Source organism: Streptomyces johnsoniae (genome assembly GCF_031845565.1).
In the GTDB taxonomy this organism is placed as follows: Bacteria; Actinomycetota; Actinomycetes; order Streptomycetales; family Streptomycetaceae; genus Streptomyces; species Streptomyces johnsoniae.
Genome location: NZ_JAVREV010000018.1, coordinates 29,693 through 50,131, shown reverse-complemented (window position 1 = coordinate 50,131; position 20,439 = coordinate 29,693). Strand labels below are relative to the sequence as shown.

The window sequence follows — 20,439 nt, the reverse complement described above, 5'->3', positions numbered from 1 at the left end:
CGATGGCCGCCCTTCCGACTCAGCCCGCGGCAGCGCAGGAGAGCGCGCCGCCTTCCGGGGCAGGCGGCGGCGCGCCGCCGCCCCGGCGGGGCGTCCTGCGCGCGCTGCTCCGCGACCCCGGTGCCGTGCTCAGCGCGGCCTACATCCTGCTCGTCGTCGCCATGGCCGTCTTCGCCCCGCTCATCGTCCGGATGAGCGGGTGGGGGCCCTACGAGTTCGACCAGACGGCGGTGAACCCCGACCTCGGGGGCGTGCCGTTCGGCGGCTGGGGCGGCGCGGGCGGGGAGCACTGGTTCGGCGTCGAGCCCGGCAGCGGCCGGGACATCTTCGCGCGCATCGTGTACGGCGCGCGGGTGTCCATGCTCATCGCCCTGGCCGCCACGGCCCTGACCACGCTGCTCGGCGTCGTGTTCGGCCTGCTGGCCGGCTTCTTCGGCGGCAAGGTGGACTGGGTGATCTCGCGGGTCATGGACTTCCTGATGGCGTTCCCCGCGCTCATCTTCATGATCGCGATCCTGTCGGCGCTGCCCGCGGGCAACCGCGCGGTGCTGCTCGTGGTCGTCATCTCCCTCTTCGGCTGGCCCTATCTGGCCCGCATCGTGCGCGGCCAGACGATGTCACTGGCGCGGCGCGAATTCGTGGAGGCCGCGCGAGCCTCGGGAGCGGGACGCGCGGCGATCGTCTTCCGGGAGATCCTGCCCAATCTGCGCTCGACGATCATCGTCATGACGACCCTGGCCATCCCCGGCTACATCGGGACGGAGGCGGGTCTTTCGTTCCTGGGTGTCGGGGTGGTGCCGCCGACGCCGTCCTGGGGGCAGATGATCGCCTCCTCGGTCAGCTGGTATTCGGTGGTGCCGACGTACTTCGCGATCCCGGGCGCGTTCCTCTTCCTGCTGGTGCTGTCGTTCACCGTGCTCGGTGACCGGCTGCGCGCCGTCCTCGATCCGCAGGGGGTGCGCTGATGGCCAGGTTCCTCGCCGTGAGGCTGTCCGGGGTCGTGCTGATCCTGCTGCTGGTGTGCCTGTTCACCTTCGGGGTGTTCTTCGTGCTGTCGCCCGATCCCGCGGTGCAGATCTGCGGGAAGAACTGCACCCCGGAGCTGATCGAGCGCATCCGCACCAACCTCGGCCTCGACGAACCGCTGCTCACCCAGTTCTTCACCTTCCTGGGCGGCCTGTTCGCCGGCCGGACCTACGGCGTCGGGGAGAGTGCGACGCACTGCGCCGCGCCGTGCCTGGGCTACTCGTTCCAGTCCAGCCAGCCGGTGTGGGACATGATCATGGACCGGCTGCCCGTCTCGGCGACGCTGGCCGTCGGCGCGGCCGTGCTGTGGCTGCTGGCCGGTGTCGCGGGCGGGCTGCTCGGCGCGCTCAGGGAGGGCACGTGGTGGGACAGGGGCGCCATGGTCGTGGCCCTCTCAGGCATTTCCATTCCCAACTACGTGTTCGCGCTGGTGCTCCAGTACGTCCTGGTCGTGGAGCTGGAGTGGCTGCCGTTCCCGGGGACGGTGACGTTCGCGGAGGACCCGGGCGGCTGGTTCCAGAACTATCTGATGCCGTGGATCGTGCTCGCCTTCGCCTACGCGTCCGTCTACGCGCGGCTGACCCGCGCCAACGTGATCGACACGCTGTCGGAGAACTACGTGCGGACCGCGCGCGCCAAGGGGCTGCCGCGTCAGCAGGTGATCCGCCGCCACGCGCTGCGGCCCGCGCTGACGCCGATCGCGACGATCTTCGGAATGGACTTCGCCGGGCTGCTCGGCGGCGCGCTGATCACCGAAACCGTCTTCGGGCTGAACGGGGTCGGCAAGATGACGGCGGACGCGATCAACCGCAACGACCAGCCGGTCATCATGGGGGTGACTCTGCTCGCGGCGTTCTTCGTCGTGGTCGGGAACGTCGTGATCGACCTGCTGTACACGGCGCTCGATCCGAGAGTGAGGGTGAACTCCGCATGACCGCGATCGGAAAGACTCCTCCGCTGCTTGAGGTCGAGGAGCTGAACGTCACCTTCCCGACCCCGCACGGCGCGGTGGACGTGGTGCGGGATCTCGGCTTCACGCTGGAGCCCGGCGGCTCGCTCGGCATCGTCGGCGAGTCGGGATCGGGCAAGTCGATGACCAGCCTGGCCATCATGGGTCTGCTGCCGCCGCGCGCCACGATGTCCGGCCGGGTGCGGCTGGCCGGCCGCGAGCTGTCCGGGCTGACCGACCGGCAGCTGCGGCGCGTGCGCGGCGACCGGATCGCCATGGTGTTCCAGGACCCGCTGTCCTCGCTGAACCCGTACTACACCGTCGGCGCGCAGATCGAGGAGGCGTACCGGGCGCACCGGCAGCGCGTGACGCGGCGCCAGGCCCGCCGGGTCGCCGTGGAGGCCATGGAACGGGTCCACATCGCCGACGCCGCGCGGCGCGTGGACCACTATCCGCACCAGTTCTCCGGCGGCATGCGGCAGCGGGTCATGATCGCCATGGCGCTGTGCACGGAGCCCGACCTCCTCATCGCCGACGAGCCGACCACCGCGCTCGACGTGACCGTGCAGGCGCAGATCCTGCGGCTGCTCACCGAGGTGCGGCAGGAGACCGGCGCGGGGCTCGTCCTCATCACGCACGATCTGGCGGTCGTCAGCGAGATGACGGAGGAGGTCCTCGTGATGCGCGCCGGAGCGTGCGTGGAACGGGCAAGCGCCGAGCGGCTGTTCTCCGACCCGCGGCACCCGTACACCCGCGCCCTGCTCGACGCGGTCCCCCGTCTTGACGACGAGGTCGGCGAGCTGCGGACGGTGCGGGGCCGCGGCCCGTCCCCCGCGGCGGGCGCAACCGAGGGAGACGAACGATGACCCCCGCCGTTCCGGAATCGCAGGTGCTGCTCACCGCCCGCGGGCTCGTCAAGGAGTTCTCGGTCCGCGGGCAGGGCGGGGCGTTCGGGCGCAAACGCGTCCTGCGGGCGGTCGACGGCGTCGACGTGGAACTGCGGGCGGGGCAGACGCTGGCGCTCGTGGGCGAGTCCGGGTCGGGGAAGTCGACCACGGCCCGCCTGGTGGCCCGGCTGCTGGAGGTGACGTCGGGCACGGTGGAGTTCCAGGGTGAGGACGTGACCCGGCTGTCGGGCGCGGCGCTGCACCGGTTTCGTTCCGAGGTGCAGGTGGTCTTCCAGGACCCCTACTCCTCGCTGAACCCGCGGCACACCGTCGAACGCATCGTCACCGCGCCCTTGATGTACCAGGGGCGCCCGATCCCCGGCGGCGCCCGGGCCTTCACCCGCGCGCTGATGGAGCGGGTCGGTCTCGATCCGGACCACAGCGAGCGCCACCCCGCGCAGTTCTCCGGCGGACAGGCGCAGCGCATCGGCATCGCGCGGGCGCTGGCCGTGGGCCCGAAGGTCGTGGTGTGCGACGAGGCGGTCTCGGCCCTCGACGTCTCGGTCCAGGCCCAGGTGATCAACCTGCTGCGCCGCCTCCAGCGCGAGGAGGGGTACAGCTACCTGTTCATCGCGCACGACCTGGCGGTGGTCCGGCAGATCGCGCACCGGGTGGCCGTGATGCACCAGGGCCGCGTGGTGGAGACGGGAGAGCGCGACGCGCTGTTCGCCTCGCCCGGACACGACTACACGCGGGCACTGCTCGCCGCGGTGCCCCGCATCAGGCCCGAGTGGGAGGCGGCCCGCAGGGCGCGCGCCCGGACACGGGAAACCGCCGAGGGAAAACGGGAGACGACGTGACGGTCACGGAGTACGCGCTGCCCGGCGCGTGGATACGCGAGCACCGGGTGACGGTGCCGCTGGTGTGGGACGCGCCGGACGAACGCCGCGTCGAGGTGTTCGTCCGCGAGGTCGGCGACCCCGCCCGCCGGAGCGAGGACCTGCCGCTGCTGCTGTTCCTCCAGGGCGGTCCCGGCGGGCACGGGCCCCGGCCGCTGGACACCTCAGGCTGGCTGGGGGAAGCACTCGCCCACTATCGCGTCGTACTGCTCGACCAGCGCGGCACCGGCCGCAGCAGCCCGGTCGACGGCGCCCTGATGACGGCGCTCGGCTCGGCGGAGCGCGGCGCCGGCCACCTGAGCCACTTCCGGGCCGACGCGATCGTGGCCGATGCCGAGCACGTGCGCAAAACGGTGTACGGCGGGCGGCGTTGGGCGACGCTGGGGCAGAGCTACGGCGGCTTCCTCACCCTCACCTACCTGTCCAGGGCGCCGGAGGCGCTGACCGCCTGCTACGTCACCGGCGGGCTGCCCGGCCTGCCGCCGGACGCGGGCGAGGTGTACCGGCGCACGTATCCGCGGGTGGCGCGCAAGAACCGCGCCTTCCAGCGGCGTTACCCCGAGGACGTGGCGAGGGCCGCGTCGGTGGCCGACCTGCTCGCCGAGCGGGACGTGCGGCTCCCGGACGGCGACCGGCTGACGGTGCGCCGCTTCCAGATGCTCGGTCTCGACCTGGGGATGAAGCCCGGCGCGCAGCGCCTGCACTGGCTGCTCGACGAGGCGTTCGCCGCGCCGGGGAGGCTGTCGGACGCCTTCCTGGCGCGCGTGTGGTCCCGCACCTGTGCGGCGGAGAATCCGCTGTTCTGGACGATGCAGGAGTCGATCTACGGCCACGCCGACAACGGGCCGACCGGCTGGGCGGCCCAGCGGGAGCGGGCACGGCATCCGGAGTTCGCCGAGGACGCCAGGCCGCTGTTCTTCACCGGCGAGATGGCCTACCCGTGGATGACCGAGGAGATCCGCGCGCTGCGCCCGTTCCGCCCGGCCGTCGAACTGCTCGCGGCCAGGGAGCGGTGGAGTCCGCTGTACGACCTCGACCGGCTGGCGGCGAACGAGGTGCCGCTCGCCGCCGCCGTCTACCACGACGACATGTACGTGGACGCGGGTCTGCAACTCGCGACCGCCGACCTGCTCGGCAACGCGCAGGTCTGGGTCACCAACGAGTATGAACACGACGGCATCGCCGGCGGCCGGGTGCTCTCCCGGCTCCTGGACATGGTGCGCGACGAGGGAGGGGAACGACGATGAGCCAGTCCGTTCCGCGGCCGCCGTACGCCGGCACCCGGCCGCCGCGCCCGGCCGACGTCCCCGCGTTCACGGACGCCATCGCCCGGGGGTGGGCACCGGTGGAGGTGCCCGTTCCGCTTCCGGCGGGCGCCGCCGCGGCCGCGGCCGCCCACCGCAGGCGCCTGGCGGCGCGCACGGGGGCGCGCACCGTGGTCGCCGGCGCGGGCCGGGCGCCGGTGCGCAGCAACGACACCGCCTACGACTTCCGTGCGGACAGCGACTTCGTGTGGCTCACCGGTTGTGCCGTCGAGGACGCCGTGCTGGTGCTCAGGGCCGGGGGCGGGCCGGACGGGGACCACGAGGCGACGCTGTTCGTGCCGCCTCCCGCCCGGCCGGGCGACCCCGGCTTCTTCTCCGACGCCGCCCACGGCGAGCTGTGGGTGGGCGCCTCCCCCGACCCGGCGGCGTGGTCGCGCGCGCTGGGCATCGGGGTCAGGCCGCTGTCCGCGCTCGACGAGGCGCTGTCCGGGGCGGCCGGTGCCTGGGCGACGCCGGGCACGGACCCGGGACTGGTCCGGCGGCACGGCCTGCACGGCGAACCGCTGCTCGCCGCGGAGCTGTCGGGGCTGCGGATGGTGAAGGACGACTGGGAGATCGAACAGTTGCGGCGCGCGGTCGATCACACGGTGGACGGCTTCGCCGCCGTGGTCGCGGAGATCCCGGCCGCGGTCGCGCGCGGCGGCGAGCGCTGGCTCCAGGGCACCTTCGACCGGCACGCCCGCACCGTGGGGAACGGCCCCGGGTACGCGACGATCGTCGGCTCGGGCCCGCATGCCCCGACCCTGCACTGGGTGCGGTGCGACGGGCCCGTGCTGCCCGACGAGCCGCTGCTGCTCGACATGGGCGTGGAGACGCGTTCCCTCTACACGGCGGACGTCACGCGCACCGTTCCGCCCGGCGGCCGGTTCACCGAGACCCAGCGGCAGGTCCACGACCTGGTGGAGGCGGCGCACCGGGCCGGGATGGCCCAGGTGGGCCCCGGCCGCCAGTACTCCGACTTCCACTTCGCCGCGATGGAGGTGATCGCCCGCGGCCTGCACGACTGGGGCCTGCTGCCCGTGTCAGTGGACGAGGCGCTGTCCCCCGCGGGCCAGCAGCACCGGCGCTATCTGGTGTGCGGTATCGGGCACCACCTGGGCCTCGACGTCCACGACTGCGCCTCCGCCGATTACGAGGCGTACCAGGGGGCCACGCTGGAGACCGGCATGGTCCTCACGGTCGAGCCCGGTCTCTACTTCCACGCCCACGACCTGACCGTGCCGCCGGAACTGCGCGGTATCGGCATCCGTCTTGAGGACGACCTGCTCGTCACCGAGGAGGGCTCGGACGTGCTGTCCTCGGCACTGCCCATCGCCGCCCGCGAGCTGGAGACCTGGGTGGCAGGGCTGACCCGGCGCCCGGACAGTATCATGTGATATTGCACCGCCCAACGGCCCAGTCCTCCACGAGCGTTGCTCCACGACCCGACAGGAGTCCCATGCCCCCCACCGCCCCGCCGACGGTCTGGCGCGGTGTCTACGTCGCCGCCGCCCTGCCGTTCACCGCGGACCGGGCCGTCGACCACGACGCGTACGCCGCACACGTCCGATTCCTCGCCGAGAACGGCTGCGACGGCGTGTGCCCCAACGGCTCCCTCGGCGAATACCAGACGCTCACCGACGCCGAGCGCGCCGCCGTCGTGGAGACGGCGGTCGCCGCCGCACCCGAGGGATTCGGCGTCATGCCGGGGGTCGCCGCCTACGGCGCCCTGGAGGCCGCCCGCTGGGCGGAGCAGGCCATGCGGGCGGGCGCCACCTCCGTGCTGCTCCTGCCGCCCAACACCTACCGCGCCGACACCGAGTCGGTCGTTCAGCACTACCGCGAGGTCGCGGCGGTCGGTCTGCCCGTCGTCGCCTACAACAACCCCATCGACACGAAGGTCGACCTCACGCCCGCGCTGCTGGCCCGCCTCCACGAGGAGGAACTGATCGTCGGCGTGAAGGAGTTCTCCGGCGACGTGCGCCGGGCCTACGAGCTGCGCGAGCTGGCCCCCGGCCTCGATCTGATCGTCGGCGCCGACGACGTGCTGCTGGAACTCGGCCTCGCCGGCGCGGTCGGCTGGATCGCCGGCTACCCCAACGCCGTTCCGGCCGCCACCGTCGAGCTGTACCGGCTGGCGACCTCGGGCGACCCGGCGGACATCGCCCGCGCCCTGCCGCTCTACCGCGACCTGCACCCGTTGCTGCGCTGGGATTCCAAAACGGAATTCGTGCAGGCCATCAAGCTGTCGATGGATGTCGCCGGACGGCGCGGCGGCGCCTGCCGGCCCCCGCGCGGCCCGCTGCCGCCCGGGACCGCGGAGCGCATCGTGCGCGACACAGAGGCGGTACTCGCCCGGGGGTACCGGTGAGGAGCAGCCGCGTCCTGCACGTGGTCGACTCGCATACGGAGGGCATGCCGACGCGCGTCGTGACCGGCGGCGTCGGCGTGCTGCCGGGCGACACCATGGCCGAACGCCGCGTCCGGTTCATCGAGCACGGTGACGACCTGCGGAAGCTGCTGATGTACGAGCCGCGCGGCCACGCGGCGATGAGCGGGGCGCTGCTCCAGCCGCCCACGCGGCCCGACGCCGACATGGGCGTGCTGTTCATCGAGGTCAGCGGCGTGCTCCCGATGTGCGGCCACGGCACCATCGGCGTGGCCACCGTCCTCGTCGAAACCGGCCTCGTCCCGGTCGTGGAGCCCGTGACCACGGTGCGCCTCGACACCCCGGCCGGTCTGGTGACCGCCGAGGTCGCCGTCGAGGACGGCGCCGCCCGCTCGGTGACCATCCGCAACGTGCCCTCGTTCGCGGTCGGGCTCGACCGCGCCGTCGACGTGCCCGGGCTCGGCACGGTGCGTCACGACCTGGCGTTCGGCGGCAACTTCTACGCCGTCGTCCGGCTCGACGACCTGGGCATCCCCTTCGACCGGGCGGCCGGACAGCGCATCATCGAGGCGGGCCTGGCCCTCATGGAAGCCATCAACGCCACGGACCGCCCCGTCCATCCGGAACGTCCCGACATCACCGGCTGTCACCACGTCTACTTCGAGGCGCCGGGCTCGACGTCCCGGCACTCCCGGCACGCCATGGCCATCCACCCCGGCTGGTTCGACCGCTCGCCGTGCGGCACCGGAACCAGTGCCAGAATGGCGCAGTTGCACGCCCGCGGGGAGCTTCCGCTGCACAGCGACTTCGTCAACGAGTCGTTCATCGGCACGCGGTTCACCGGCCGGCTCATCGCGGAGACCACCGTCGCCGGTGCCCGCGCCGTGGTGCCCACCATCACCGGCCGGGCGTGGATCACCGCGACGGGTCAGCACCTCCTCGACCCGACCGACCCGTTCCCCACGGGCTTCCTGCTGTAGGAACGGCTGCGGCACGACGTCGGGAAGCACCACCACGTACCTTGCGGAGGGCAAGATGGAAACAGCGCCGATCGCTGGACTACAGCCGCTGACGAAACGCGAGCGGCTGCGGGAGATGGTCGCGGACGCGCTGCGGGCGGCGGTCATCTCGGGCGAGATGAGGCCGGGCGCCGTGTACTCGGCGCCCACACTCGGCACGATGTTCGGCGTCTCGGCCACCCCGGTGCGCGAGGCGATGCTCGACCTCGTACGCGAGGGCATGGTCGAGCCCCTGCCCAACAAGGGGTACCAGGTCAGGACCGTGCCGGAGGAGGAGCTGGACCAGACCACCCACATCCGGCTGCTGCTCGAACCACCCACGGTGCGCGACATCGTTCCCCTCGTCCCACCCGAGGACTTCCCCCGGCTGCGCGAGCTGGCGGAGGCCATCGTCACGGCCGTACGCGGCAACGACCTGGTCGCCTACATCCACGCGGACCGGGAATTCCACCTGGCGCTGATCGCCTACGCCGGCAACCACCAGCTCTCCCTCATCGTGTCCGACCTGCGCGCCCGCACCCGCCTCCTCGGGCTCACCCCGCTGCTGGAATCCGGCCGCCTGGAGGAGTCGGCCCGCGAACACCACGAGCTGCTCGACCTCGTCGAAGCGGGCGACGCGGTCGGCGCCCAGGCGCTGATGGAGCGGCACATCAGGCATGTGCGGGGCAAATGGGCGGGCAAGGGCACCTCGCCGAAGGCGTGACCACGCCCCCGGCCGTGCGCGCGCACGGCCGGGGGCGTGGTCAGCGGGCGTGGCGGGCGAGCCGGACGAGCAGCGTGCCCGCCGCCGCCGCGAGGAGCGCGGCGGTCCCGAGGGCGGGAACGACGGCGGTGCCGGTGGCGGCGAGCGCGTCGTGGGCGGCTTGGCCGCCGGCGGGGCGCGGCGTCCCGGGCACCCGGCCCGCCGCGGTGGCGTCGTCGGCACCGGCGGTGGCCTCCGGCCCCTCCGCCCCACCGGTCTGCCCGGGGCCGCCGATGTCCCCCGGCTCCCGCGGGACTTCGGACTCCTCCGGCTGCTCGGGCTGCTCGGGCTGCCCAGGCTGCTCGGGCTGCTCCGGTTCTTCCGGCTCTGCGGGCGGTTCCGGGAGTTCAGGAGGTGCGGGCTCGTCCGGCGTTTCCGGCCCGGGCAGTTCGACATCGGCGGGATCGATGTCGCCCACCACGGCGGTGAACGTGGCGGCGTCGTCCACGCGTTCGCCCGAGGCCAGCACGGCGCTCATCTCCAGACGAATCCGGTACACCCCCTCCTCGGTGAAGAACCACAGGGGATGCGCGTGCACCCCCGGCCGCAACTCGACGCTTCCGGGCTCCGGCCGGGTGGAGTCGATGTCGATGCCGACGACCGTGCCGCGTTCCGGGTCGTCCCGCCACTGGCCGAGGAAGAAGCCCTCGGGACCGTCGATGCCGGTGAACGTGGCGGTCACCGGGGACCGGACCGCCTCGGCGGCCACCTCCTCCGTGTTCCAGCCGGGCCACAGCAGCCCGTCACCGTAGGTCACGCTGTGGTCGACCCACACCGTGTCGCCGGCGCGCCCGAGTTGCTCGGGCACCACTCCGGGCGCGGTTTCCGGTATCTCCCACTCGTGCCGGGCGTCGAAGTGCAGGATGACGTCGTTCGGCTCCCGCCATACCGTCCGGCCCGGCACGGTGCCGTCCTTGAGGTGGAACTCCAGCGCACCGCCGTCCAGCCGCGCCGCCAGATCCAGGTGGCCACCGGTGAGCACGGCCCGCTCCCGCACCGGCTCCTCACCGGCCTGCGCCGGAGCGGCGAGGACCGGCACAGCCAGGCAGGCGGCCACCGCACCGACCAGGGCACGTCCGGCACGTCCGGCACGCCCCGCGTGCTCTCGCATGAATCGACTCCTCGACACGAGGACCGTGCCGGGGGCGGCCGCTGCCTCGTGGACCCCGCCCCGGCACGGCCGTCCTGGGTATGAACCGCCGACGTGACGACAGGACCGTATATGAAAATGATTTCCATGTCTATTGTGCACGCCACGCCGGAACCGAGCCTCCCGCGGAACACGTAAGATCCGGCGACGACGCCCCTCAGCCACCCCGAAGGAGCCCACCCGCATGGCAGCCCAGCGGATGACGCGCGAGGAGCGACGCCGCCAACTCCTGAACACGGCCCATGACATCGTTCGCACCGAGGGCACCGACGCACTGACCCTGGTCAGCCTGGCCGAGCGGGCCGGGGTCTCGCGCCCGGTCACCTACGAGCACTTCACGACACGCGGCGGACTGCTCCTCGCCCTCTACCGGGCCTACGACGAACGACTCGGGCGGGCCATCCGCGACGCCGTGCGCGAGCACGCCGAGACACTGGAGGACGTGGCGGCGATCCTCGCCGCGGCGTACGTGGACGGCGTGCTGGCCGCCGGGCCCGAGTGCGAACGGATCAGCGCCGCGCTGTCGGGGAGCCGGGAGACGAGCGACTTCCGGCGCGCCTCGCGGGAGTTCTACGTCGAGACGTTCGGCAGGGCGCTCGCCCCCTTCGCCTCCACGGGCCAGGCGCCCGACCCGGCGCCGCTGATCGGCGCGCTCGGCGCCACCGAGGCGCTCGCGCAGGCCGCGGCGGAGGAGCGCCTTTCGCGAACGGCGGCCGTGTCGGCGGCGGCAGCGGCGCTGGCCCGGGCGGCGCGACTGTAACCTACAAAGCGTAAGTTACATCATGTAGGGTCCTCTTCGTGCCCACCCCTGAGGACGGAGTCGCCTTGAACTCGCCTGATCACTCCCCCGGTTCGACCATCGCCATCACCGGGTCCGGCCCGCGGGGCGCCGCCCTGGCCGGCGCCCTCGCGGAGCCGCACCGCCCCGTGACCGCGTGGCACCCCGACCGCCACGACGACGGGGTGCTGGCCTCGGCCTCGTTCGTCCTGCTGTGCGCCGAGGACCCGGCGGAAGCGCACCGGGCCCTGCGGCGCCTGGCCACCTCGCCGCTCCCGGCGTCCTGCCCCCTCGTGAACCTCACCTCCGGCACGGGCGAGCAGGCCCGCGAGGCGTCCGCCGTGGCGGCCGAACGCGGCAACCCGTACCTCCACGGCGCCCTGATGGCCCACCCGGAGCACGTCGGACGCCCGGACACGGTGCTCGTCTACAGCGGCTCGGGCGAGGCGTTCCGGCAGCACGAGGAGCGGCTGCGACGCCTCGGCGGCGCGACCTACCTGGGTCCCGACGCCGCCACCGCCTCCCTGTACGACGTCGCGCTGCTCAACCTGGCCTGGGCGACCCTGCTCGGTTTCCTCCAGACGGCCGCCCTGCTCGGCACCGCCGGAGTGCGAGCCAGGACCGTGTCCCCGCTGCTCACCCACTGGCTCGCCACCACCGTCAGCGAGGTCATCACCGACTACGCCGGCCAGGTCGACGACGGCGTCTACCCGGGGGACGAGGAGTGGCTCGACCTCGACGCCCCGCTGATGGACCACCTTGTCGCGGCCACCGAGGCCGGCGGCCTGGACCCCGCCCTCCCCCTGCTGATCCGGACCCTGACCCGGCGAGGCACCGACGCCGGCCACGGCCGCGACAGCTTCGCCAGCCTGATCGAGGTCATCAAGGACTGACGACCGCCCGGGGCCGCGGCCACGGCCACCGCGGAACCGGGCAGTGGCCTTCGGCGGCGAGGTCGCGACGCCACGGGAGGCCGCGGCGCGGGGATCGTGGCACTTGCTGGTCACGGCTTTGTACCGACCCGCCTGTGGCCTGCAGTTCGGCCACTAGGATCGCTGGCGTCCGGGCCCACTGCGGGCCCCCGTGACGGTCGACGACGACGGCTACGGTGTTGAGGAGGCGGCTGTGCAGGAGTTGCGGCCTGGCGGCCCGGGCGGCGCCGCGCGGGAGGACGCCGGCCGCCGAGCGGCCCGGGCCCCGGCGCACGACCGCAGGGATGGCAGGGACGGCGAGCTGCTGGCCGCGTGGCAGATCGGCCAGGCGGCCCTTGACGAGGCGGCCGCTGACGCGGCCGCTGAATGGGGCATTGACGATGACAGTCGAGGCGCTGACCCCGGAGGACCCACCGGCCATCGGCCCGTACCGGCTGCTTGGGCGGCTGGGTGCGGGCGGGATGGGGCAGGTCTTCCTGGGGCGTTCGCACAGTGGGCGAATGGTCGCGGTCAAGATCGTGCACGGAGAGCTGGCCAGAGAACCGGACTTCAGACGGCGGTTCCGTGCGGAGGTCGAGGCGGCGCGGCGGGTCAGCGGGATGTGGACGGCTCCGGTACTCGACAGCGACACCGAGTCGGCCGTTCCCTGGGTCGCCACGGGGTACGTGGTCGGGCCGCCGCTGCGGCAGGTGGTGGACTCGCTGAACGGGCCGCTGGCGGAGCACTCGGTGTGGGCGCTGGCCCTGGGTCTTGCCCGGGCGCTGACGGAGATCCACGGCAGCGGGCTGATTCACCGTGACCTGAAACCGTCGAACGTGATGGTGACGCTGGAGGGTCCGAAGGTCATCGACTTCGGCATCGCCCGGGCAGTGGACGCCAGCGTGGTGACGCGGACCGGGGCGATGATCGGCTCGCCCGGGTACATGCCGCCGGAGCAGATCAGAGGCGAGGAGCTGACCGGCGCGGCGGACGTGTTCGCGCTGGGCGCGGTGCTCGCGTATGCGGCGACCGGCTTCGACCCGTTCTCCTGGGACGGGGCACAGATGCACACGATCCTGTACCGGGTGATGCACGAATCCCCTCAACTCGGCCCGGAAAACGGCCGGTTGAGTGGGGAGCTGCGGGAGCTCGTGACCCGCTGCCTGGCGAAGGACGCGCAGGGGCGGCCCTCCCCCGCGGAGATCGCGCCGCTGGCGGAGGAGCGGGCGGGCACCGACTTCTGGCTGCCGCCGGGGCTCACGGCGCGGCTGGGGCGGGACGCGGCGGATCTGCTGGCGCTGGACGGGCCGCAGGCGGACGGGCAGCACCCGGCGTGGGGCCCCGAGGCGCCCGGGACACCGTCGTTCCCACGCCCGTCGCCTTACGCACCGGCGGTGCACGGGGGTCAGACCACGTACGCCTCACGGGAGTTCGAGCGCTCGACACCGCCGCCGCAGTTCGGCCGGGACGTGTCGACCCCGCCCGCGCCTTCCGGGCCGGTGCGGCGCCGCCTCCCCTACGTCCTGGGGGCGTTGGCCGGGGCGGTGGCCCTCGCGGTGGTGATCCCGCTCGTCGTGACGAACGGGGACGACGGGGCGGAGGCCCCGCCGGAGGACGACTCGCCCCAGGACACCGGCGGGGGCGGCGGCGGGGAGGGGGCGGACGCGCCGCTGGCTCACCTGGTCCCGCAGGAGGTGTGGGACGCGGGCGGGATCACGGTGCACAGCTCCTCCGAAGCCTGGCCCGTCATCTACGCGGAGGAGGGCGAGGAGAGTCTGGCCGGTTTCGAGGTGGACCTCGCCCACGCGATCGGGGAACAGCTCGGCGTGGAGATGACCTTCGCGCTGACCGACGACGAGACCGACGCCGCCGAGGCGGCCGTCCGGCACGGCCACGATACCGGCGCGCACATCGCGATGTCCGGATTCGTCGACAGCCCCGACGATCGCGAAGATCTGGAAGTGGACTTCGTCAATCACTTCATGGACGGCTGGGGCGTCATGAGCGACGACCCGGCCTTCTCGGGCCGCATGAGCGAGCTGTGCGGCCTGTCCGTCACCACCTACGAGGGCGACATGATGGAGGGCGTGGTGGCCGACAACACCGAGGCGTGTCCCGACCCGGTCGAGATCGTTCCCTTCGCCAGCCGCGACAACATGGCGGAGGCGATCCGGGACGGGGAGGCGGAAGCGGCGGTGCTGCTCTACTCCCAGGCGGCCCACTACGCGGGCGAGCACCCGGAAGCCGGGCTGCGGGCCGTCCTCGCCCAGGAGAACAGGAGCGCCCGTGGCATCGCGGTCCCCCGTGGGCAGGAGGAGCTGCGCGATGCGCTGCGCGCGGCGGTGGGCGCGCTGCTGGAGGACGGCACCTACGGGGAGTTGCTTGAGCGGTGGCACTTTCCCGCCTCGGCTATCGACGAGCCGACGGTGAACCTGGGCACCGACTGAACGCGGCGGGCGGAGGCGGACCCGCGGGCCTCAGGTGCCCGCGGCGTTCGCCGAGGTGACGGGCCGCTGCTGCCCGGCCCGGTCGGCGACCGCCCGCGCCAGGTCCGGTGCCTCGTGCGTGAACGAGGTGACCCGCAGCACCTCACCGCGGGCGGACCTGATGGTGCACGTGACGTCCGAGGCGAGCAGGCGGCGCAGCGCGGTGCCGCGGCGTACCGTCACCGCGTCGATGTCCTGCCAGGGAATGGTCCGTACGGCCCCGGCGCGGCGGTGGGCCAGGCCCCGTTCGCGCACCAGGAACACCTCGGTGCCCCGGCGCCGGTGGTGGTGACCGCGCGCGGCGCCACGCCACAGCGCGAGCAGGGCCGCGGCGAGCACCGGAACGGCGGCGGGGCCCGGGAGCCCCGCGGACATCATGCCCCCGGCCGCCGCCGCACCGGCCGCGCCGAGGGCCAGGTCCCGCAGGGCGATCCGGCCCCGCCGCCTGTGGTCCGTGCGGTGCTTGCTCAGGAGTGTGCCCAGTGCGCGTTCGGCGGCGGAGGCCATGTCCGTTACCTCGTGTGCTCGGTGTCCTTCGCCGACCCGCGCCGGGCGGCACCGGCAGCATGGGCGGCGACTCTGAGAGCACTCTGGGGCCCGCCTGAGAATTGTCTGAGAACGGCGCGGCGGCGGCGCCGAGGAGCGCTCCCACGGGCCGCACGTGAGGGGCTGATCGCCACCGAGCATCGAAGTGCTGTCGGTACCGGCCGGCCCCCGGCCCCTGCGGCCACCCACACACGGCCGACCGGAATGACTCCGATAATTTTCGGCACTGCACTCAGACCCTCACCCTCGATCTCGGCAATCCCGTGGCTCATCTCCGGCCCGCCTGAACGGCAATGAGCCACTCACCAGCTATGACATCGCCCCCGAGTAGCAGCACACAGATGCGAACTTCCGGAATGCTTGCGGAAGTTATTGACAACCCATCGGGCCGGTCCAACACTGTTCGGCATCAACAGACCTGCCCCGAAGGCTCATCCGGGGCAGGGCCCCCACGACGACCGGACAGCCCACGCCGCGCGGTTGGACCGCGACGCGCGCCCGGCGTCCCCGGCCCCCCACAGGCCGGCCGAGTCGTCACCCTGCCTGGCCTCCCGCCAGCCTTCACGAGGAGGAAGCATGCACGAGGAGAACCGCCCCGCCCCCCGGATCAACCGCCGGACCTTCATCGGCGGCGCCGGGGCCGGCGCGCTGGCGCTCGGCGCGTCCGCACTGGTGACGCCCGGCACCGCCCGCGCGGCGCAGACCATCACCGAGAACCAGACCGGCACCCACGAGGGTTACTACTACTCGTTCTGGACCGACGCCCAGGGAACGGTCTCCATGACCCTGGGGTCCGGTGGCAGCTACAGCACTTCGTGGCGCAACACCGGAAACTTCGTCTGCGGCAAGGGCTGGAGCAACGGCAGCCGGCGGACGGTCAGCTACTCGGGCAGCTTCAACCCGTCCGGCAACGGCTACCTGTGCCTCTACGGATGGACGTCCAATCCGCTGGTGGAGTACTACGTCGTCGACGGCTACGGCACCTACCGGCCCACGGGAGACTTCAAGGGCACCGTCTCAAGTGACGGCGGCACGTACGACCTCTACCAGACGATGCGCTACGACGCGCCCTCCGTCGAAGGCATCAGGACCTTCCCGCAGTTCTGGAGTGTCAGGCAGTCGCCCAAGGCGGGCGGCACCATCAACACCGGCACGCACTTCGACGCGTGGGGCAACGCCGGAATGACCCTGGGCAGCTTCAACTACTACATGATCCTCGCGACCGAGGGTTACCAGAGCAGCGGAAGCTCCAGTCTCACGGTGAACTGACGCGGCCCGCTCGGTCGCGGCCGTTCAGGGATGCCGTACGACCGCGGAAACGAGCCGGAAGGGAACGAGTGAGGACAAATGAACCCCATCGACTCACCCCACGGGGCGCGCGCACGTCGCCGCATCGGCCGGGCGCGGGCCCGCCTGCAGGCACTGCTGGCCGGCCTCGGGCTGTGCATGGCCGCCACGCTGGGCGCCGCGGGCCCGGTGCAGGCCACGCACGACGGCGGTCCTGGCACCACGGCGGACAGCACGATCATCGACTCGACCGGGATCGATGGCCGGACGGTCGCCTTCACCTTCGACGACGGCCCCAACCCCGCCAACACGCCGGGCCTTCTGCAACTCCTGCGGGAGAACGGCACCAAGGCCGTGTTCTGCCTGTGGGGTGACCACGTGCGGCAGTATCCGGACCTGGTGCGGCAGATCGCCGCGGACGGCCATACGCTGTGCAACCACTCCATGCACCACAGCGACATGGGCTCCTGGACTCCCGAGCAGATCCGCGCCGACCTGGAGCAGACGAGCGCCGCCATCCGCGCGGCCGTACCGGGCGCACCGATCCCGTACTTCCGTGCGCCGAACGGCAGTTGGGGGCAGACCCCGGCGGTGGCGGCGAGCCTGGGCATGCAGCCGCTGGGCTGGCGGCTGGCCATCAACGACTGGGAACCGTCCACGGCCGACCAGCTCGCCCAGCGCCTCAGGTCCGGCATCACACCGGGAGCCGTGGTGCTGCTGCACGACGGCGGCGGGGACCGCAGCGCGACCGTGGCCGCCGTGGACATGATCATCCCCGAGTTCGCGTCCCAGGGCTGGACCTTCACCCTCCCCGCGCCACCCCGCTGACACGAACGGATGGCGCGCGAACGGCCGGTGCGGCGCCGCACCGGCCGTTCGTGCACGCTCCGTTCGTGCGCGATCCGTTCGTGCGCGATCCGTTCGTGCACGCTCCGTTCGTGCACGCTCCGTTCGTGCACGCTCCGTTCGTGCACGCTCCGTTCGTGCACGCTCCGTTCGTCAGGGGACCGGATGGGGGTCGATGCCCTCCAGCGTGGGGGTGACCGGCTCGATCAGGCCACCGGGTGAGAAGGCCAGCTCGTCGATGACGGTCTCGCGGTGCGTGCCGTCGCCGTCCGGGATGGCGAACCGGTGATAGACGATGTACCAGGCGTCGGTACCCGGCACGCGCAGCACCGAGTTGTGGCCGGTGCCCAGGATGCCCTGGGCCGGGTCCTTCGCGAGGATCACGCCCCGGTAGGTGAACGGGCCGGTGGGGCTCGGCCCGGTGGCATAGCCGACCCGGTAGTTCTCGCTGCGCGTGTCGTCGATGGAATAGGTCAGGTGGTAGGTGCCCTCCCGCTCGACCATGAACAGGCCTTCGCGGAAGTCCGTCAGGCCGTCGATGCGCGTGACGCGTTCGGGGTCGTAGGACACCATGTCCTCGTTGAGCGGCACCACCCAGGCCGAGCCGTTGCCCCAGTAGAGGTAGGGCGTCCCGTCGGAGTCGGTGAACACCGCGGGATCGATGGGCTGGCCGCCGCCGTCCGGGTTGGCCGCGACGAGCGGCGCGCCGGAGTCGGTGAACGGGCCGGTCGGTGAATCGCCCACCGCCACACCGATCTTGGCCTCGGCGCAGTAGTAGAAGTAGTACTTCCCGTTCCGCTCGGCCATCGCGGGGGCCCAGGCACGGGAGTCCGCCCAGGAGACGTCGGGCCCCAGATCGAGAATGACACCCTCGTTGCGCCAGTCGACCAGGTCCTCGGAGGACCAGGCGCTGAACGTCGTTCCGCTCCAGCCGTCGAAGCCGTCCGTGGTCGGGTAGAGGTAGTAGGTGTCGCCGAACGCCACGATGTGCGGGTCGGCGTTGAGCCCAGGCAGCGCGGGGGTGCGCAGTTCGCGGGCGGTGACCGTCCAGCTGCGTGTGGCCCCGTCCGCGCCGGTGACGGTGTAGGTCACCGGCTCCCGCAGGTCGACCCGCGCGCCGTTGCGCGGACTGATCCGCGCGCCGGGCGCCAGATCGAACCTGGGCCGCAGCCGGTCGAGCCGGGTGCCGGGTTCCACCGGCAGGGTGACCGTGGCGGCGGACGGCTCGATCACGGCGGGCGCCTTCAGCTGCCGCAGCTCGGCCCCGAGCAGCGCGGTGGCGTTGACGGGCAGTTCCGCGGCGGGCAAGGCCCGGTTGTACAGCCGGACATCGCGCATCCGGCCTTCGAAGGACTGGTCGGCGCTGTACTGGGAACGCCCCAGGTAGTTGGCGCGGGTGAAGCCGTCCCCGATGTCGGACGGCCGCACCGTCACCTCGTCGTTCCGCGCGACTTCCGTGCCGTCGAGGTACAGCACGCCGCTGCCGTCACCGACGGTGTAGGCGACGTTGTGCCACTCCCCGCGCGGCACGCCGCCCGCGGACGCCGACTGCTGCTCGGTGGTCCAGTCGCCCGTGGCCACCGCCGCCCGGAAGCCGCCGTCCTCGGTACCGCCCGTGGCGAACAGGTAGCCGTCGCCCCGCCCGTTCGGCGCCGTATTGCCGAAGCCGAACAGGAAGTACGGCGTGCGCTGGCCGGGAGCGATCCACACGTCGGCCGAGACCGTCACGGCATCCGCCCCGGACAGCATGTGGTCCGGCAGCCGCACGTGGCCGCCGGTGCCGCCGAACTCCAGCCCGTCGGCCGCCCATCGGACGTCCCCGGCCGGGGTGCCGTCGTAGCCGTGGCCGGCGGCGTCGGCCGCCGTGCCGTCCAGCGGCCAGTGCGCGACCAGGCCGTTCTCGTCGGCCTCGCGCCCGGCGCCCCAGCGCTCGGCGACGCGGTCGTATTCGGACTGCGTGAGCGGCAGCACCGTTCCGTGTCGGGGCGACGCCGGCAGATCGTAGTCCCGCGCCATCGTCCACTCGCCGGACGCCAGGTCGGTCGTTTCGAACGGAACGTAGCCGCGCCCGCCGAACTCGTCGATGAACAGATACCACTTGTCCTCGGTGTTGGACTTGAAGACCGTGGGGCCCTCGCCGCGGTCGATTCCCGGGCTGCCCGCGGTCCCCCGGCCGATGCACTCGGCCACGAGGTCCCAGGACGGGTCCAGCAGATCGGTGGCCCGCTCCGCCGCGATGAACTTGCCGCAGGGGTTGGCGGCGGAGGTGTCCCGTTCGTCCTTGGTGAAGCGGTAATACGTGCCCTCGTGCGCGATGACCGTCGAGTCGATCACCGAATGGCCGGGGTCGTGCCACACCCGTGCTTCACTGAACGTGTCGAAGTCCTGGGTCGTGGCGTACATCATCCGGTTGTGGCTCGACCCCGTGTGGTCCGGATCGTCCTCCGCGTACAGCTTGGAGGCCCAGAACACCACGTACACGCCGCGCTCGGCATCCCAGTACGCCTCCGGCGCCCAGGTGTTGCCCGCCGTCGGCGGCGATACCTCCACCGACCGCTGCTCCGACCAGTTCACCAGGTCGGTCGACTCCCACACCATGATCGAGCGGCTGCCGTGCCGCTGGGCGCCGTCCCAGTCACCGTTCCCGTGAATCCGCAGATCGGTGGCGATCAGGTAGAAGCGGTCCCCTTCGGGGGCGCGGATGACGAACGGATCGCGCACGCCCCGCTCCCCGAGGGTGGAGGTCAGTACGGGCCGTCCGCCGTTCAACTCCCGCCAGTTCAGCGGGTCGTTGCCCTCGCTGAGCGCGAGGTGGACCTGCTCGCCTTCGGCACTGCCCTCACCCGTGAAGTACGTGAACAGGTAGCCCGCGTACGGCTCCTGCCGCGGCCCGGCCGCCTGGGACGGCGCACCGAGCGCGACGACGGTCGCGAACAGGACGGCCAGGGCGGCGAGTACCGCCATCGGCCGGGTTCGTGCTCTCGCGTGCGGCATTCCTTCTCCCATCTGGGTGGTTGCGCAAACACCGGGCCGCCGCGTCCTTCTTCTGAGGCGTCATGGGACACGCAGCCATCCCCTCGCGACCATGCGCCCGTTCAATCGTTCGACCGTTCGGCATGACGAACGACGTTCGAGCTTGTGGGCATGCGGAGCCGTGCGGGGCGGAGCGGCTGCACGGAAAGCGGGAGCCCGGGCGGCCGGCTCGGCTCGCGCGACCGTG

General features: G+C 72.4%; 17 protein-coding genes. 14 read left to right on the top strand and 3 right to left on the bottom strand.

The genetic code is table 11. The features are described 5' to 3' along the window. The first annotated feature begins 2 nt into the window (after positions 1 to 2). The 9 genes from RM779_RS27180 (at position 3) to RM779_RS27140 (ending at position 9,176) form a co-directional block, all read left to right on the top strand. Entirely contained in the window at positions 3 to 965 is a 963-nt protein-coding gene (locus tag RM779_RS27180) for an ABC transporter permease (RefSeq protein WP_311620406.1), read from the top strand. Then, the gene (locus RM779_RS27175; RefSeq protein WP_311620405.1) at positions 965 to 1,960 is read left to right on the top strand and encodes an ABC transporter permease; all 996 of its coding nucleotides are present in this window, start codon (positions 965 to 967) and stop codon (positions 1,958 to 1,960) included. Before RM779_RS27180 ends, RM779_RS27175 begins: the two co-directional genes overlap by 1 nt. Further along, entirely contained in the window at positions 1,957 to 2,841 is an 885-nt protein-coding gene (locus RM779_RS27170) for an ABC transporter ATP-binding protein (protein ID WP_311620404.1), read from the top strand. Before RM779_RS27175 ends, RM779_RS27170 begins: the two co-directional genes overlap by 4 nt. Beyond that, entirely contained in the window at positions 2,838 to 3,722 is an 885-nt protein-coding gene (locus RM779_RS27165) for an ATP-binding cassette domain-containing protein (RefSeq protein ID WP_311620403.1), read from the top strand. Before RM779_RS27170 ends, RM779_RS27165 begins: the two co-directional genes overlap by 4 nt. Beyond that, positions 3,719 to 5,008 (top strand): alpha/beta fold hydrolase, encoded by a 1,290-nt coding sequence (locus RM779_RS27160; RefSeq protein WP_311620402.1) that lies wholly within the window; start codon positions 3,719 to 3,721, stop codon positions 5,006 to 5,008. The genes RM779_RS27165 and RM779_RS27160 overlap by 4 nt, the downstream gene beginning before the upstream one ends. Then, positions 5,005 to 6,462 carry an aminopeptidase P family protein gene (locus tag RM779_RS27155; RefSeq protein ID WP_311620401.1) on the top strand — a complete coding sequence of 486 codons (1,458 nt, stop codon included), beginning with the start codon at positions 5,005 to 5,007 and terminating at the stop codon, positions 6,460 to 6,462. Before RM779_RS27160 ends, RM779_RS27155 begins: the two co-directional genes overlap by 4 nt. Positions 6,463 to 6,524: 62 nt before the next feature. Continuing rightward, a complete protein-coding gene (locus RM779_RS27150) occupies positions 6,525 to 7,436 on the top strand; it encodes a dihydrodipicolinate synthase family protein (RefSeq protein WP_311620400.1) in 912 nt (303 codons plus the stop codon). Further along, the gene (locus tag RM779_RS27145; RefSeq protein ID WP_311620399.1) at positions 7,433 to 8,434 is read left to right on the top strand and encodes a proline racemase family protein; all 1,002 of its coding nucleotides are present in this window, start codon (positions 7,433 to 7,435) and stop codon (positions 8,432 to 8,434) included. Before RM779_RS27150 ends, RM779_RS27145 begins: the two co-directional genes overlap by 4 nt. 55 nt (positions 8,435 to 8,489) lie before the next feature. After that, positions 8,490 to 9,176, top strand: coding sequence for a GntR family transcriptional regulator (locus RM779_RS27140; protein WP_311620398.1), 687 nt, complete (start codon positions 8,490 to 8,492; stop codon positions 9,174 to 9,176). 40 nt (positions 9,177 to 9,216) lie between these two features. On the opposite strand, the gene RM779_RS27135 is transcribed toward RM779_RS27140, so the two are convergent. After that, positions 9,217 to 10,326, bottom strand: coding sequence for a choice-of-anchor M domain-containing protein (locus RM779_RS27135; RefSeq protein WP_311620397.1), 1,110 nt, complete (start codon positions 10,324 to 10,326; stop codon positions 9,217 to 9,219). 223 nt (positions 10,327 to 10,549) lie between these two features. Between RM779_RS27135 and RM779_RS27130 the strand changes: the two genes are divergently transcribed. The 3 genes from RM779_RS27130 (at position 10,550) to RM779_RS27120 (ending at position 14,501) form a co-directional block, all read left to right on the top strand. Further along, positions 10,550 to 11,125, top strand: coding sequence for a TetR/AcrR family transcriptional regulator (locus tag RM779_RS27130; protein ID WP_311620396.1), 576 nt, complete (start codon positions 10,550 to 10,552; stop codon positions 11,123 to 11,125). Between the two features lie 65 nt (positions 11,126 to 11,190). Next, positions 11,191 to 12,036 (top strand): imine reductase family protein, encoded by an 846-nt coding sequence (locus RM779_RS27125; protein WP_311620395.1) that lies wholly within the window; start codon positions 11,191 to 11,193, stop codon positions 12,034 to 12,036. Between the two features lie 419 nt (positions 12,037 to 12,455). Beyond that, entirely contained in the window at positions 12,456 to 14,501 is a 2,046-nt protein-coding gene (locus tag RM779_RS27120) for a serine/threonine-protein kinase (RefSeq protein ID WP_311620394.1), read from the top strand. Positions 14,502 to 14,531: 30 nt separating this feature from the next. On the opposite strand, the gene RM779_RS27115 is transcribed toward RM779_RS27120, so the two are convergent. Further along, entirely contained in the window at positions 14,532 to 15,047 is a 516-nt protein-coding gene (locus RM779_RS27115) for a hypothetical protein (RefSeq protein WP_311620393.1), read from the bottom strand. Between the two features lie 615 nt (positions 15,048 to 15,662). Between RM779_RS27115 and RM779_RS27110 the strand changes: the two genes are divergently transcribed. Beyond that, positions 15,663 to 16,355 (top strand): glycoside hydrolase family 11 protein, encoded by a 693-nt coding sequence (locus RM779_RS27110; RefSeq protein ID WP_311620392.1) that lies wholly within the window; start codon positions 15,663 to 15,665, stop codon positions 16,353 to 16,355. 78 nt (positions 16,356 to 16,433) lie between these two features. Then, a complete protein-coding gene (locus tag RM779_RS27105) occupies positions 16,434 to 17,201 on the top strand; it encodes a polysaccharide deacetylase family protein (RefSeq protein ID WP_311620391.1) in 768 nt (255 codons plus the stop codon). A gap of 171 nt (positions 17,202 to 17,372) precedes the next feature. Here the strand turns inward: RM779_RS27105 and RM779_RS27100 are convergent, their stop codons facing one another. Then, positions 17,373 to 20,183, bottom strand: coding sequence for a family 43 glycosylhydrolase (locus RM779_RS27100; RefSeq protein ID WP_311620390.1), 2,811 nt, complete (start codon positions 20,181 to 20,183; stop codon positions 17,373 to 17,375). Positions 20,184 to 20,439: the final 256 nt, after the last annotated feature.

Excerpts from the sequence above, each read along its gene's own strand:
- RM779_RS27180 (WP_311620406.1), top strand. The coding sequence starts at position 3 with ATGGCCGCCCTTCCGACTCAGCCCGCGGCAGCGCAGGAGAGCGCGCCG.
- RM779_RS27175 (WP_311620405.1), top strand. The coding sequence starts at position 965 with ATGGCCAGGTTCCTCGCCGTGAGGCTGTCCGGGGTCGTGCTGATCCTG.
- RM779_RS27170 (WP_311620404.1), top strand. The coding sequence starts at position 1,957 with ATGACCGCGATCGGAAAGACTCCTCCGCTGCTTGAGGTCGAGGAGCTG.
- RM779_RS27165 (WP_311620403.1), top strand. The coding sequence starts at position 2,838 with ATGACCCCCGCCGTTCCGGAATCGCAGGTGCTGCTCACCGCCCGCGGG.
- RM779_RS27155 (WP_311620401.1), top strand. The coding sequence starts at position 5,005 with ATGAGCCAGTCCGTTCCGCGGCCGCCGTACGCCGGCACCCGGCCGCCG.
- RM779_RS27150 (WP_311620400.1), top strand. The coding sequence starts at position 6,525 with ATGCCCCCCACCGCCCCGCCGACGGTCTGGCGCGGTGTCTACGTCGCC.
- RM779_RS27140 (WP_311620398.1), top strand. The coding sequence starts at position 8,490 with ATGGAAACAGCGCCGATCGCTGGACTACAGCCGCTGACGAAACGCGAG.
- RM779_RS27135 (WP_311620397.1), bottom strand. The coding sequence starts at position 10,326 with ATGCGAGAGCACGCGGGGCGTGCCGGACGTGCCGGACGTGCCCTGGTC.
- RM779_RS27130 (WP_311620396.1), top strand. The coding sequence starts at position 10,550 with ATGGCAGCCCAGCGGATGACGCGCGAGGAGCGACGCCGCCAACTCCTG.
- RM779_RS27120 (WP_311620394.1), top strand. The coding sequence starts at position 12,456 with ATGACAGTCGAGGCGCTGACCCCGGAGGACCCACCGGCCATCGGCCCG.
- RM779_RS27115 (WP_311620393.1), bottom strand. The coding sequence starts at position 15,047 with ATGGCCTCCGCCGCCGAACGCGCACTGGGCACACTCCTGAGCAAGCAC.
- RM779_RS27110 (WP_311620392.1), top strand. The coding sequence starts at position 15,663 with ATGCACGAGGAGAACCGCCCCGCCCCCCGGATCAACCGCCGGACCTTC.
- RM779_RS27105 (WP_311620391.1), top strand. The coding sequence starts at position 16,434 with ATGAACCCCATCGACTCACCCCACGGGGCGCGCGCACGTCGCCGCATC.
- RM779_RS27100 (WP_311620390.1), bottom strand. The coding sequence starts at position 20,183 with ATGGCGGTACTCGCCGCCCTGGCCGTCCTGTTCGCGACCGTCGTCGCG.